Origin of the sequence: Gleimia hominis (assembly GCF_002871945.2) — a bacterium.
GTDB lineage: Bacteria > Actinomycetota > Actinomycetes > Actinomycetales > Actinomycetaceae > Gleimia > Gleimia hominis_A.
On the sequence record NZ_CP126963.1, the window covers coordinates 1,054,789 to 1,069,024 of the forward strand.

11 protein-coding genes are annotated in these 14,236 nt (G+C 59.6%); 6 read left to right on the forward strand and 5 right to left on the reverse strand.

The features are described 5' to 3' along the window. Positions 1–41 precede the first annotated feature (41 nt). Genes CJ187_RS04765 through CJ187_RS04775 form a run of 3 tightly spaced genes read right to left on the reverse strand, consistent with a single transcriptional unit; the run spans position 42 to position 4,390 of the window. Positions 42–1,481, reverse strand: a complete 1,440-nt coding sequence (locus CJ187_RS04765; protein WP_102217203.1) for an alanine/glycine:cation symporter family protein — start codon at positions 1,479–1,481, stop codon at positions 42–44. Positions 1,482–1,500: 19 nt separating this feature from the next. Beyond that, on the reverse strand, positions 1,501–2,955 hold the full coding sequence (locus CJ187_RS04770) for an alanine/glycine:cation symporter family protein (RefSeq protein WP_102217202.1): 1,455 nt from the start codon (positions 2,953–2,955) through the stop codon (positions 1,501–1,503). A 13-nt stretch (positions 2,956–2,968) separates the two neighbouring features. Beyond that, positions 2,969–4,390, reverse strand: coding sequence for an alanine/glycine:cation symporter family protein (locus CJ187_RS04775; protein ID WP_102217201.1), 1,422 nt, complete (start codon positions 4,388–4,390; stop codon positions 2,969–2,971). Between the two features lie 197 nt (positions 4,391–4,587). On the opposite strand from CJ187_RS04775, the gene CJ187_RS04780 reads away from it, so the two are divergent. The 4 genes from CJ187_RS04780 to CJ187_RS04795 all read left to right on the forward strand — a co-directional run bounded on the left by CJ187_RS04780 (position 4,588) and on the right by CJ187_RS04795 (position 8,715). Next, positions 4,588–7,233 (forward strand): DEAD/DEAH box helicase, encoded by a 2,646-nt coding sequence (locus tag CJ187_RS04780; RefSeq protein WP_102217200.1) that lies wholly within the window; start codon positions 4,588–4,590, stop codon positions 7,231–7,233. Beyond that, positions 7,200–7,676, forward strand: a complete 477-nt coding sequence (locus tag CJ187_RS04785) for a GtrA family protein (protein WP_199171136.1) — start codon at positions 7,200–7,202, stop codon at positions 7,674–7,676. Before CJ187_RS04780 ends, CJ187_RS04785 begins: the two co-directional genes overlap by 34 nt. A gap of 9 nt (positions 7,677–7,685) precedes the next feature. After that, positions 7,686–8,402, forward strand: a complete 717-nt coding sequence (locus CJ187_RS04790; RefSeq protein ID WP_102217199.1) for a YggS family pyridoxal phosphate-dependent enzyme — start codon at positions 7,686–7,688, stop codon at positions 8,400–8,402. A gap of 76 nt (positions 8,403–8,478) precedes the next feature. Then, complete coding sequence (locus CJ187_RS04795; RefSeq protein WP_102217198.1) at positions 8,479–8,715, forward strand: CsbD family protein; 237 nt, start codon at positions 8,479–8,481, stop codon at positions 8,713–8,715. A gap of 82 nt (positions 8,716–8,797) precedes the next feature. Here CJ187_RS04795 and CJ187_RS04800 read toward each other — a convergent pair whose 3' ends face one another. Further along, positions 8,798–9,952, reverse strand: coding sequence for a branched-chain amino acid aminotransferase (locus CJ187_RS04800; protein WP_102217272.1), 1,155 nt, complete (start codon positions 9,950–9,952; stop codon positions 8,798–8,800). Between the two features lie 121 nt (positions 9,953–10,073). On the opposite strand from CJ187_RS04800, the gene CJ187_RS04805 reads away from it, so the two are divergent. Then, positions 10,074–11,321: a DUF1015 family protein gene (locus CJ187_RS04805; RefSeq protein WP_158237765.1), complete on the forward strand. Its 1,248-nt coding sequence runs from the start codon at positions 10,074–10,076 to the stop codon at positions 11,319–11,321. A gap of 47 nt (positions 11,322–11,368) precedes the next feature. Here the strand turns inward: CJ187_RS04805 and ilvC are convergent, their stop codons facing one another. Further along, positions 11,369–12,442 carry a ketol-acid reductoisomerase gene (ilvC, locus tag CJ187_RS04810; protein WP_102217196.1) on the reverse strand — a complete coding sequence of 358 codons (1,074 nt, stop codon included), beginning with the start codon at positions 12,440–12,442 and terminating at the stop codon, positions 11,369–11,371. A gap of 226 nt (positions 12,443–12,668) precedes the next feature. Between ilvC and CJ187_RS04815 the strand changes: the two genes are divergently transcribed. After that, positions 12,669–14,165, forward strand: a complete 1,497-nt coding sequence (locus CJ187_RS04815) for a threonine/serine ThrE exporter family protein (protein ID WP_146003125.1) — start codon at positions 12,669–12,671, stop codon at positions 14,163–14,165. Positions 14,166–14,236: the final 71 nt, after the last annotated feature.

Sequence of the window (14,236 nt, forward strand, 5' to 3'; positions counted from 1 at the left end):
GTTTAGCGCTGCGGCCACCCAGAGCGGTCACATGCGGTTATTTACCGTAGCTCACCATTCCACACGCCCTCTTGCGTGAGTTCACGCAATTCGGGGTATCGGTTTGCATTGAACACGAGTGGTTTGCCGCGCCGCTTCAAACTCTCCCAATCCTGCAGCACCAAACGCACCCACCGCACCAACACGACGATGGCCACGAGGTTAATAATAGCGCCCAACCCCAAGAGTAAGTCAGATAATGCCCAAGCAACGGGCAAGTTCACAATTGCGCCGGCAGATGCTGCCAACACTGCGGCCGCCCGATAAACCAACGTGACCGCCGGCCTGCGACTCAGATGATCGAGCGCCACCTGCCCGTGCGAGTATGCGCCGTACGCCGACGTGTAGCCAAACACGAAGATCATCAGGGACATCGGCAATGCCATCCACGAGCCCAAGGAGGAGGTCACAGCTTGGGCAGTTAAGGAACCCGCAGCTTGCGTCGGCATCGCGGGATGGTAGGCGCCCGAAACGAGGATCAGCAAAGCGGTGGCGGTGCACACCACAATCGTGTCGATGAACACGCCCAGTGATTGCACGAGGCCTTGCTGCACCGGGTGGGCGACGGTGGCTGCCCCCGCGTTGTTCGGGGTGGTGCCCAGGCCAGCTTCGTTAGAGAACAGGCCGCGGCGCGCCCCGTTCACCAACGCTACGAACAACCCGCCGGTCACGCCACCCGCCACTTGGGTGGGGCCGAATGCAGCGGTGATTATCCACCCGAAGGCGGCGGCTGCGGCAGCGGGGTTCAGCGCCAGCACCGCGATCGTCACCAAAATGTACAGGCCCGCCATGATGGGTGTTAAATACTCGGAGGCACGCGCCACCGAGTACATGCCGCCCAAGATCACGGGTGCGAGGAGGACGAGGAAGATCAGCATCGTCACCCACGTGGGTACGCCGTGGTTCGCCCCGAGGGTGGACGCAACCGTGTTGACCTGCACCATGGGCACGGCCAAGCCGGATGCGACGACGGAAATGCACGCCGAAACCGCGGCCACGCGTTTCCACCCCAGGGCGCGGGAAATGTAGTAGGCGGGTCCGCCTCGGTAAATACCGGGTTCTACTTCTGATTTGAAGATTTGCGCGAGTACGCATTCAACGAATGAGGTTGCCATCCCGACTGCGGCCACGATCCACATCCAGAAGATCGCGCCTGGCCCACCCATAATAAGAGCGAGTGCCACGCCCCCGATGTTTCCGATTCCAATGCGCGTGCCCAGGCCAACGGCGAAGGCTTGGAAGGAACTGACTTCTTGCCCTTTGATGCTGCGCGCCCCTTTGAGTGCGCGGATCATGTTTGGGAAGTGGCGGATTTGCACGCCCCGCATGTAGATGGTGAGGTATATGCCCACCCCAATCAGAAGGAAGACTAGGACCCATGAATAGAGCATTTGCGCCGCCCATTGCACTGCGCTTGCTACCCCGTTCATTAATGTCGTCATGTCTAGTCTCCGATCGTTGTTACTGCACCTTCCTATCACTACCCTCAGACCACACCCTGTTTTCCAGGATTGGCCTGAGGCGGGGATACTTACCGGCGTTAAACACGGGGCGCGTACCGAGTTGGGTTTGTTTCTCCCAATCTTCGAGCGCGACCCGCACCCACCGCACCAACACGACGATGGCGACGAGGTTGATGATTCCGCCCAGGCCGAGGAGGAAATCCGACAGTGCCCACACGACCGGTAGTTTAACGACGGCTCCCAACCCGGCTACGGCCACGGCTAGTACGCGAAAGCCCCACGAGGCCGCGCGGTTGGAGGTCAGTGAGTCCAGTGCAACTTGCCCATAAGAGTATGCACCGTAGGCGGAGGTGTATCCAAATATAAAGATGATTAGCGACATGGGGAGTGCCATCCACGAACCCAGGGAGGAAGTGACGGCTTGGGCGGTTAACGAGCCCGCTGCCGCCGGGTCCATGCCCGGGGTGTAAACGCCAGACACGAGGATCAGTAGGGCGGTGGCGGTGCACACGACGATGGTGTCTACGAACACGCCGAAGGCTTGCAAGAATCCTTGTTGCACGGGGTGGTCTACCGCGGCTGCGCCGGCCGCGTTCGGGGTGGTGCCCAGCCCGGCTTCGTTAGAGAACAAGCCGCGGCGCGCCCCGTTCACGAGGGCGACGAACAATCCGCCGGTTACGCCACCAGCTACTTGGGTGGGTCCGAATGCGGCGGTGAAAATGCTGGTTAGGGCCGCGAGCGCTTGGCCGGGGTGCAGGACAAGCACCACGAGGGTGATGACCACGTAGGCGCCGGCCATGATGGGCGCTAAGTATTCGGACGCGCGGGCTACGGAACGGATTCCCCCTAGGATCACGGGTGCGAGTAGCAACAGGAAGAACAGCATTGTGGAGTACGTGGGTACCCCGTGGTTGGCAGCAAACGTGGCGGCCACGGTGTTGACCTGCACCATGGGTACGGCGAATCCGCAGGCGAGTACCGTGATTGCGGCAAACACTACGGCCGCTGGTTTACAGTTCAGACCTTGCCGCAGGTAGTACGCTGGCCCGCCGCGGAACGTGCCGTCTGCGTGGCGGACTTTGAATAGTTGTGCCAGTACGGATTCGACGAATGAGGATGCCATTCCGACCGCGGCGACGATCCACATCCAGAAGATCGCGCCGGGCCCACCCATAATTAGGGCAAGCGCCACCCCACCGATGTTTCCAATGCCGATGCGCGTGCCGATTCCAACTGCGAACGCTTGGAATGAGGAGATCCCATTTCGGCTTGCTGTCCGCGAGTTCGCTAGCGAGCGGACCATGTCTTTGAAATGTCGAAATTGCACGCCCTTCAGGTACGCGGTTAACGCCAGGCCAACGCCGATCAGCAGGAACAGTAGGACCCACGAGTACAGCATGTCCACTGCCCACATGAGCGTGTTTTCAAGTGTCGAAAGAATCCTGGTAATCATGCTTAGCTCCCGTTTACTGCGCTACTTCGGCAGGTAGTTTTGCGGGTAGAAATTCACATTCTTGAGGGTTGAAGGGCGCGCCTTTGCGTGATTCGTAATCTCTGAGTACGCCCACGACCCACTTGTAGAGGTACAGCAGTGCGAGCAGGTTCATCACCGTCATGACGGCCATGGCGATGTCCACCATGTTCCACACCAGCTGTAGGCTGGCTACCGCGCCGATCCCAACAGAGGCAACGGAAACGATGCGCACGATCCACCGGCCCACGGGGGAAGAGACGATGAAGTCCATGTTCACTTCGGAATACACGTAGGCGGCGATTATAGAGGAGAATGCGAGCACGAAAATCATGATCGCCATGGGGATCACAGTCCAGTTCCCCAACTCGTTTTGGACCGCCAACATCGTTAAGTTTGAGGGGTTAACTCCGGGCGCAGACCAGACGCGTTCCCCAGCGATTAGGATCACCATGGCGGTTGCGGTGCACACGATGATGGTGTCTACGAACACGCCTAGGGATTGCACAAACCCCTGTTTAACCGGGTGGTCTACGGTGGCGGTTGCAGCCGCGTTCGGGGCGGTGCCCTGACCCGCTTCGTTTGAAAACATGCCGCGCTGCGTCCCGGTAATGAGGGCGGCGAGGATTCCCCCACCAAGGCCGGAGACGATTGGTTTGGGAGCGAATGCGCTCGCGAAAATGAGTGAGAAGAGGCCCGGTAGTTTCGACAGGTTCATGAGCATGATTACAACGACGACGAGGACGTAGAACGTAGCCATGATGGGCGCCAAGTACTCGGTTACCCGCGCCACGCGCCGTACCCCACCGAAAATGACGGGGGCTGCGCACACCACCATTATGATCGCGATTTGCGTTTCACTCAGCGCCGTGGTTTCCACCACCGTTTGAGCAATTGCGTTCGCCTGCACGGAAGTGATTACGAATCCGCACGTGACGATCGTGATGATCGCAAAAACCACGCCCAGTGCGCGCGAATGCATTCCCAGCCGCATGTAGTACGCGGGGCCACCACGGAAAGACCCGTCGGGCCCGCGCACTTTGAATACTTGGGCGAGCGTTGCCTCAAAAAACGCGGTCGCCATCCCCACTAGCGCCACTCCCCACATCCACACGAGGGCCCCGGGGCCACCGAACATGAGGGCGGCGGCCACCCCGAAAACGTTCCCAATGCCCACGCGGGCTGCCAGCGAAATCGTGAACGCTTGGAACGATGAGATTCCGCCGTGCGCGTCCCCTCGGGAATGTAAAACCGTGCGCACCATGCGCGGTAGGTGGCGGACTTGGACGAAACGGGTGATGACAGTAAAAAAGACGCCCGCGCCGAACAGGACCCACATTGTGACGTGCAGGGTAATCCAGTCCGCAACCGCACCTACAGATTCGGCGGCGCTGAGGGCGTAAATAGTACTGTGCATCAGAACCTCGCATATCTAACTCCACAGACAGTGGGGTGTATCAGCGTGAATATACTCGCATGAGTTTACCGAACTGTTTTCTAAACCCCGCATTACCCCGGGAGTTTGTTCAATAACTGGAACGCCCGGTTTTTGGCTGCGCGAAAAATAGGGAACCCGGTGTTTGGCTGGGCCCAAGTTTTTGAGACAATCGACTTATGGCCGCATTGAACTCACTGCTTGACGACTTGGAAGACCGCGAACAATTAGATGACGAAGAAGCCATCTACACGGCGTTCACCACGTGGGCGGAAGAATCTGGCCGGCCCCTGTACCCGCACCAAGACGAGGCGTTCCTGGAGCTGCTAGACGACCAGCACGTCATTGCCGCCACCCCCACGGGTTCGGGTAAGTCCATGATCGCACTCTCGGCGCATTTCTTGTCGCTCGCACGTGGCGGGCGGTCGTACTACACTGCCCCACTCAAAGCGTTGGTGTCAGAAAAGTTCTTTGACCTCGTTGCCCTGTTTGGTTCCGCGAACGTCGGAATGGTGACCGGGGACGCGTCCGTGAATGCGAACGCACCGATTATTTGCTGCACCGCAGAAATCCTCGCTAACCAAGCATTGCGTGAGGGCGCGGATTTGGATGCGGACATGGTGATTATGGACGAGTTCCATTTTTACGCGGACCCAGATCGGGGGTGGGCGTGGCAGGTTCCACTCTTGGAGCTACCGCGCGTGCAGTTCGTGCTCATGTCCGCCACCTTGGGGGACGTCACGTTTTTTCAGCAGGACCTGAAGAAACGAACGGGCCGCTCGGTGGCGCTGGTGAATGATGCGCAGCGCCCCGTTCCCTTGGAAATGTCTTTTTCCTACGACCGCCTGGCCACGGTGGTGGCGGATTTGATTGAGGCAGGTAAGTACCCCATTTACATCGTGCACTTTGGGCAAAAAGCCGCGATGAGCACCGCGCATGCACTGGCCCGTGAAACCCTGGTGTCTAAACATCATGCGCAGCGCATCAAGGACGCGATCGGGGGATTCAAGTTTGGCCGCGGTTTCGGCCAGATCCTACGGCGCCTACTTGTTGCGGGCGTGGGGGTGCACCACGCGGGGATGCTGCCGCGCTACCGTCGGCTCGTTGAAAAGCTCACGCAAGCGGGTGTGCTCGCGGTGATCTGTGGTACTGACACGCTCGGCGTGGGGATTAACGTTCCGATCACCACGGTGCTGCTCACGTCCCTCGTGAAATTCGATGGTCGCCGCCAGCGGATCCTGTCTGCCCGCGAGTTCCACCAGATTGCCGGGCGGGCCGGGCGCGCTGGATTCGATGAAGTCGGTTGGGTGGTGGTGCAAGCCCCGGAGCACGTGATTGAGAACCGGATCGAAGAAAAGAAGGCGGGTGATGACCCGAAAAAGCGGCGCAAACTCGTGAAGAAGAAACCCGAGGCCGGGCAAGTCAGCTGGTCCGAATCCACATTTGAACGCCTGCAGCATGCACAGCCGGAACCGCTGTCGTCCCAGTTCGAGTTCTCTCACTCAATAGTGCTGAACGTGCTGGCGAACCCCCAGTCCCCCACCGAACACCTGCTGTATTTGGCCACCGAGAACCACTCTGAACCCGCGGTTTCGAACCCGCATTTGCGCCGCCTTGGGCAGATTTACACGTCGTTGCGCCAGGCCGGCGTGGTGGACAAACTATCCACTGCGACCGCCCAAGAGCGGGGGGTGGATCGGTTGCAGCTCGTGCGTTCCCTCCCGGAAGATTTTGCGCTCAACCAACCGCTCTCCCCGTTCGCATTGGCGGCGTTAGACTTACTGGACCCGGACGCCCCGACGTACGCGTTGGATGTCGTGTCAGTAGTCGAAGCGGTTTTGGAAAATCCGCGTCCCCTTTTGTTTGCCCAGTTGCATGAGGCGAAAGGCCATGCGGTGGAGCAGATGAAAGCCGCGGGGTTGGACTACGCAGATCGGATGGAAGCGTTAGAGGAAGTGACGTGGCCGCAGCCGCTTGCGGAACTGCTGGTGCCTGCTTTTCGGACGTTTGAGGAGTCGAACCCGTGGGTGCTGGGCCATGAGCTTGCCCCCAAGTCGGTGGTGCGCTTCATGGTGGAGAACGCGATGACGTTTTCGGATCTGATTTCGCGTTTCGACATTGCCCGTTCCGAGGGCGTGGTGCTGCGTTACCTCTCCGACGCGTACCGGGCGCTGCGTCAGATTGTGCCCGACCGGTACCGCACGGACGAGGTTGAGCAGATTCTAGACTGGCTGGCCGGTCTGATTAAGGCGGTGGACTCCTCCCTGTTAGACGAGTGGGAGGCACTATCGAATCCGCAGGCCGCTAAGCCAAGCGATGCGGCGAACACTGACACTGCGGTGGAGCGCGCGTTCGGCGCCGATGCAGACGGGGTGGTGCGCATGAGTTCAAATCCGCACCTGCTGGCCCGCGCGGTGCGTAACGAAGTGTTCCGCCGCGTGGACCGGTTCACGTTGGATGACGTGGATGGGCTCGCGGGTTTTGAGGATTCGGACGGGGCAGAGAAGTGGACAGCGGACCGGTGGGATAGTGTTCTGGACCGGTACTACGCGGAGTACGACTGGCTTGGTGCCAGCGCGGAGGCGCGTTCCAGCGCCCGCTTCACGCTAACGGCAGATGCGACGGACGCGGACCTTGTGGACGCGGGCGTGCCCGACCGTTTAGTTGAGGCAAATGCGGATCTGACCGACCGCATGCTCGTCAGCTACACGTTCGAGGACCCAGATGGTGATGGGGACTGGCGCCTGGTGGCACTGGTGGACTTGGCGTTAACCCGCGAGCGGGACGAGGTGTGCTTGCGACTGTTGAGTGTGGGCCCGCGGTGAGGGTGACGGGGCGGCCGCAGGTTCGCGAGGGCCTCAAGTTCTTACTGGTGGGCGGCATGAACTACGTGGTGGACCTGGGGGTGTTCAATGCGTTGCGATTCACTATGCTGAGCCACTATGTGGTTACGGCGAAAGTGATCTCAGCGGTGGCGGCAACGTTGTTTTCGTGGGTGATGAACCGGTCTTGGACGTTCGCTAACCGGCAGCGGCATTCCCTGGGCCGCGAGTTCGTTAGTTTTATGGTGATTAACGCACTCGGTTTAGCCCCACCTGTGGTGTGCCTGTGGGTGTCGCACTACCTGATGGGGCTCACGGACGCGCTTGCGGACAATGTGTCTGCGAACATTATTGGGGTTGGTTTAGGTACCCTGTTGCGCTACGTGGGGTATTCACAGGTGGCGTTCGGCCCGCGGCGGACCAAAGCTGAAAGGGAGCCGCGGTAGGCTCTAAGTGTGAGTGAAAGTATTGATTGTCGAATCGACAGGATCCTAGAACAAATCCACACTTCCGCGCAGCAGGCGGGGCGTGATCGCGCACACGTGCAGCTGGAGCTGGCGGTCAAGACCCGTACGGTCAACGAGATCGCGCAGGCGGTTCACGCGTTGAACAAGCGGGGGCAGCGAGCCATTTTGGGGCAGAACCGGGTGCAGGAAGCGCAGGTGAGCACCCCGGGGTTGCGCGATCTTGGGATTGCGGATTTTTATCCGACCTTGATTGGGCCGCTTCAGAAAAACAAGATCAACCACGCTTTACGGGTGGTTGAGGAAATTGAGACGCTCGATACCCTCAAGCTGGCGCAAGCGGTAGCTAAACGCGTGGAACCGGGGCGCGTGCTGAACGTGATGGTGCAGGTGAATACCGCGAGGGAAGACACGAAGTCGGGAGTGGATCCAGAGCATGCGCTCGAACTGGCTGGGGCAATAAGTGAGCTGCCCGCACTGCACCTGGTTGGCTTCATGACGATTGGGGCGCACACGGATGACGAAACGCTGGTGCGACGCTCTTTTGCCCAGCTGCGGCAGATTCGCGATGCGGCGGTGCAGCAGGGGCTTGTGGACGCAACGGAACTGTCTATGGGGATGAGCGGTGATTTTCCCCTGGCGATCGCCGAAGGTGCGACCCGCGTGCGGATAGGTTCGATGGCGTTTGGGCCGCGTCGGGTAGCGTAACGGCGTTTAAACGTATAAGTTCTAATTGGTATCTGTAAGTCACCTGACTTACCCACTAACACGTTAGGAGCGGCAAATGTCAGCAGAAGATAAGATTGAGAACAAGGCCGAGAACCTAGGCGGCAAAGTAAAAGAGGGTGTCGGCAAAGTAACCGACGACAAGGGTTTGAAGTCCGAAGGTAAAGCAGACCAGGCTTCGTCCAAGATCAAGGATGCGTTCGAGACCGCTAAGGATAAGGTTGAGGAGCTCGGCGAAGACGCAAAAGCGGGCTTCAACAAACTGAAGGATGAAATTACTGGCGACGATAAGTAGCACTAGCCAGTAGCTTTTTACAAGCTCGATTACGCTACAAACACTTTGGGGAGGGCGCCGCGCCCTCCCCAAAGTTTTGCCCTTACGCGAGGCGGTACATCCACCCGTACGGGTCTTTGCCCCTCCCCTGCTGGATCCCGGTTAGCCGATCGTAAATACGCTGCGCCACGCCACTACCCGGTAAGGTAACGTCGAACCCGTCGCCGGCGAGCCGGCCGATGGGCACTACCACTGCCGCTGTGCCACAGGCGAACATCTCGGTGATTTCCCCGGAGTCTATCTCCTCCAACAACCGCGACAGTGCCACGGTTTGTTCGAACACGGGCCGGCCCTCATCGCGACACATGCGAGCGATCGCGCTGCGCGTTCCTCCTTCCAAAATGGTGCCCGTCAACTTCGGGGTAATCAGGGCCCCATCGCGGCGCACTGCGAACACGTTCATGCCGCCCAGTTCCTCAAGATTCTTATTTGTTTGCGCATCCAGGTAGCAAACCTGGTCGAAACCAGCCTTTGACGCGCGGATTTGAGGTAGTAGCGAAGCCGCGTAGTTACCGCCGGTTTTCGCATCTCCCGTGCCACCTGGGCCGGCGCGGTGGTAGTCTTGCGCAACCCAGATAGACACTGGCGCCAGACCACTTGCGAAGTAGGATCCCACTGGGCTGGCCATCATCAGGTACGTGATTTCTTGCGCGGGATGCACCCCCAGAAATGCTTGCGAGGCGAACATGAGGGGGCGCAAATATAGGGACGCGCCCCGCTGCTGCGGCACCCAGCGGGCATCGAGCCGCACGGTCTGCACTAGTGAAGCCAGGAAGTCACTGACTGGCAGCGCGGGCATCGCCAGCCGCTGCGCAGAGTAGGTGAAGCGGGCGGCGTTGTATCCGGGGCGGAATGTCCAAATGGAACCGTCTGCATGCTGGTAGGCCTTCATCCCTTCGAAGATGGTTTGCGAATAGTGAAGCACAGAGCACGCCGGGGAGATCTCGAGTGGGGCGAAAGCCTGTATTTGTTTGTCGTGCCACCCCTGCTGCGGATTCCAATGCGCGGTCGCCATGTGGTCGGAAAAACTGGTTCCGAACTGCAGTTTCTCCATCGCCTCTTGCCATTGCGCGGGCGTTGCGGGCGCTGGGTGCTGCAGCACCTCAAACTCGTTCGCTAACGTGTCTGCGTTTGGCAGCGGTTGTTCGGCCGCGCGTTCTAATGCTGTGGGGTTGTGTTCCAATCCGTCGTTGGGCATTTCCATCTTTCTTGCTAGTTTCAACACTTCCCCCATCTTACCCCGGGTTTGAATCCGGGGGTTTCGGTGTTTCACTGGGGTATCTGCGATGATAAGAGCAGCATTTGAATACAGGAGGATCATGGCGGCTTTGTTTAAACCCACTACCGTGCTACTGCCTCAAGATGTTGACTGGTTCCGTTGGGCTGTGATCGCAGCCGACCAGCATTCGGCTTCTTTGCAGTATTGGCAGCAGGTGGAGGGCATAGTCGGCCAGTCTCCTTCTACTTTGCGCATGATTGTGCCTGAGGTTTTTTTGCCGCTTGAGGATTCCGCGCAGGCGCGGGCGCGGATTGCCCGGGTTCACGAAGCGATGCGGGCGTACGCGGATCAGGTGCTGGTGCCGCGCGCGAACACCGTGGTGTATGTTGAGCGCGCCTCCGCGCAGGCGAGTCGGCGTCGCTCAATAGTTTTGGCGTTGGATCTTGAGCAGTATTCCTATGAGGCGGCTGCAGACACTCAGGTGCGCGCTTCGGAAGCTCCGGTGGTCGAGAGGATTCCAGTGCGCGCACAGGTGCGGGCGGGCGCCACGTTGGAACTGCCGCACGCGCAGGTGCTGTTTGACGATCCTGATGGGGACGTGTTTGGTTTGCTCCCACCAGAGGTGGTTAAGGATTTGGAGCAGCTGTACGACACGGATTTGATGCTCGATGGTGGGCACGTGCGGGGCTGGCGGATTGATGCGAGCAGTGACTTGTGGCAGGCGTTAAATGCTGCGTTGGAACGCGTCTTGACGGATCCGGACCGTGGGTTCGGTGCGATCGTTGGAGATGGGAACCAATCGTTAGCGACTGCGAAAATGCATTGGGAACAGCTGAAGTCCGAGGGCGCAAGCGAGGATCATCCGGCGCGTTACGCTTTGGTGGAAGTTTTGAATGTGCACGAGGAGGGGCTGGTGCTGGAACCTATCCACCGGCTCTTGCAAGGCGTTGACACGCAGGTGCTACTCGACGCGGTTGAGGTGTGGAACGCGGCGCATCCCCAGGATCCGCTTGCGCAAGTGGCGGTGGTTTCTGCGCAAAACGGGACGAGGCAGATTGAGGTGGCCCAGCCTGGACCGCTGCTGATAGAGGCGGTACAGCAGATTCTTGACACCCTACTGTCCGAGCAAAGCCTACCTGCGGCGGCGTTAGAGTACGTGCACGGCAGTGACGCTACCCGCGCACTGGTGGCGCAAACCGATAGTGTTGGCCTGCTGCTGCCAACCCTCTCTAGGTCTGCCCTGTTTGACTACGTGTCGGCAAACGGCACGATGCCGCGCAAATCGTTTTCACTTGGAGAAGCAGAAGAGAAACGCTACTACCTCGAGTGCCGCCGCATCGTGAGCTAACCCGCATCTCGCGCCAGGAACTACCGGCGCAGGTGCCTAGCGCTCCATTAGTTATTGAAGCCAAACGCGGTTTTCAAAGTTTCCTGGGCGCGGCGCATCGGGTGGGAGCGCGCCTGCTCAGTTAACGCGCGGAGTTCTTGCCCGCCGCCTGCCTGGTCGTCAATGAACTGCTGCGCGAACGTCCCGTCTTGAATCCGCGTCAGCACCTCGCGCATGTGTTTCTTAACTTCAGGTGCCACTACGCGCGGGCCTTCAACGAGCGCTCCGTAAAGCGCAGTATTCACTTCTTCCAGCCCCATAGGCGCGTTTGCTGATCCACTCTCCGAGACGCTATCCCGTTGATCTGCCGGCCGGTTTGCTGCTTCACTTGCCGAGGCACCCACCGGCACGCTTGCCGATGGGTCGGACACCAGTTCCATGAGCGGGCGCAGTCCGTGGCACACCTCCAAGTAAGCGACCTCGGGTTCGTATCCTGCGTCCACGAGGGTTTCGAAACCGTACTGCATGAGCATTAGGATTCCACCGCGTTCCACCGCGATTTTTCCAAATAGGCCCGCTTCAACTTCCTCATCAAACGTGGTTTTAATCACTCCAGCACGCGTAGCTCCAAGCGCCTTGGCGTACGACAGCGCTACCTCCCACGCGCGTCCGGAACCGTCGTCACTGATCGCGACTGTTGCGGGCACGCCTTGCCCCTGTTCAAACAGGCGGCGCAGCTCACTCGGAGCAGATTTTGCGCTGATTAAACACACGTCGTGCCTACCGGGGTCAATGTAGCCGTAGCGGACGTTAAACCCGTGTGCAAACACGAGGGTTGCGTCTTGCTTGAGGTTCGGTGCCACCTGTTCGGTGTAGATCCCCACCTGCGCTGAATCGGCGACCAGCAGTGCCACCACGTCCGCGCCATCAACCGCCTGCGCGATCGGGGCGACGGGCAGCCCCTCTTCCGCAGCTCGCTGCCCCGTGGGATCCTCCGGCTGAACCCCCACAATCACGTCCGCACCCGTGTCACGCAGGTTCAGGGCATGCGCTCTCGCTAACGCGTTATACCCCACGACTGCGACCTTCTTGTTTTGAATAACCACTAAATCTGCATCGTCGTCGTACAGGATTTGCGCCACGGTAACTCTCCTAACACTGCGTTTTCACCAAGGCCGGCCCTCAGGCCAAACCCGCAAATTCAACCCAATCGCATTCTCTACCTACATCATAAAAGGATACCGGGCTGCGAAGCACGAATACTCGCTCACGAGCAGGCACTTGCACTTGGAGTGCAGCTGGTTTAGGACTGTTGCAGTGATTTCTCAAGCACGGTCGTTCTACACTGGGAACGTGTTATTTAAGCGATTGAGAAAACTCCTTCGAGGTTCCTCGACCTCTTCCACGCCCCCTGACCGCACTGACCCCGACCCCAACTCTGCCGACTCGGGGGAAGCTGAAACCAGCAAAATCGGGCAAACCCCAAGCAGTGAGGATCGGGAACGGCAAGACATTGAGAAGCGACTCGCCTCCCTTTCTTTAACCGAAGAGCAGACCGCCAGGCGTCAGCACGCTCGCGAACGCCTGGTGCGGCAAACCGGGGTGGTTCTAAAACTGGGCCGCATGCTCATGGGCGCGGGGGCAGGTGCCTACCGCGTAAAAACCTCCATGGCGCGCCTGGCTGCAGCAGTGGGAATAGATGAGTTCCATTCGCAAGTATTTTTTCATGAGGTAACCACCACCGCGTTCGCATCCGGCACGTTCCGCACCGAGTTGGCTGAGCAACGCGCCATCGGCGTGAACGCCGCGCGCATTGACGACCTGCGAGCCTTGGTTCGCAACCTGCACCCGCACATGATCGCCGAGGATATCGACGAGAAACTAGATGAGATCGCAACCCGCCCCGCCCTCTACTCTCCCATGCAGCTCGCCATTGCCTCTGGCGCGGGCTGTGCATGCTTCGGCTGGCTCAACAAATGTGGGCCCATCGACTGCCTTGCGGTACTGATTGCCGCATTCCTCGGACAAGCGCTGCGGGTGTGGCTGAACCGCCGCAAAGTTAATCACGCGGCCGTGTGGATGCTGTGCTCAATCCTGTCTTGCTCGATCTACGTGGCGCTCGTGCAAGCCCTGTTCGTAACCGGCATGGTTGACGACACGCACCAAGCGGGGATCGTCTCTGCAATCCTGTTCCTCATTCCCGGTTTCCCCCTCACCACCGCCATTCTTGATTTAGTGAGGTTCGACCTGGTCGCCGGCGTAATGCGCGGCCTTTACGTGCTTATCCTCATGGTGTCCGCCGGGGTGGGGGCCTGGTTCGTCACCTCTTTGTTCAGCTGGGAAGTTACCGCCGCAGCCCCCGACCTGGGGTTGTCGACACTGCAACTGTACGGGTTGAACACCGCCGCCACGTTCGTAGCCGCGTTCTGCTTCGCAGTCCTATTCAACTGCCGGCCCCGCGTCGCCGCGTGTGCTGCACTGGTTGGCGCCGCTTTGAACCCAGCGCGGATCCTGCTCAACGCAAACGGTGCGCCCAGCCAACTCATGGCGGGAATCATGGCGCTACTCGTTGGGCTTACCGCAACCGCGATCGCGCTGCGCACCTACTACTCGCGCGTTTCCCTATCCGTCCCCGCAGTTGTCATCATGATCCCGGGGGTGCCGTTCTACCGGGCTATCAACGCCCTGAACGACGGCTCCTTCATGCAGGCACTCGGTTCACTAACCAGCATCTCGTTCGTCATCCTCGCTATCGGCGTTGGCCTCGCAGCCGCGCGGATGCTCACCGACCCCGGGTGGACTTTCGAACAACCCCTCACGCTCCCCGACCGGCTCTTAGGGAACAAGAAAACTTCAATCCACTAACCATCGCCCCACGGAAAACCGCATGCAACCCTTTTCTAGGAGCCCGTTTTAGGAGCCGGTTTCAGGGACTA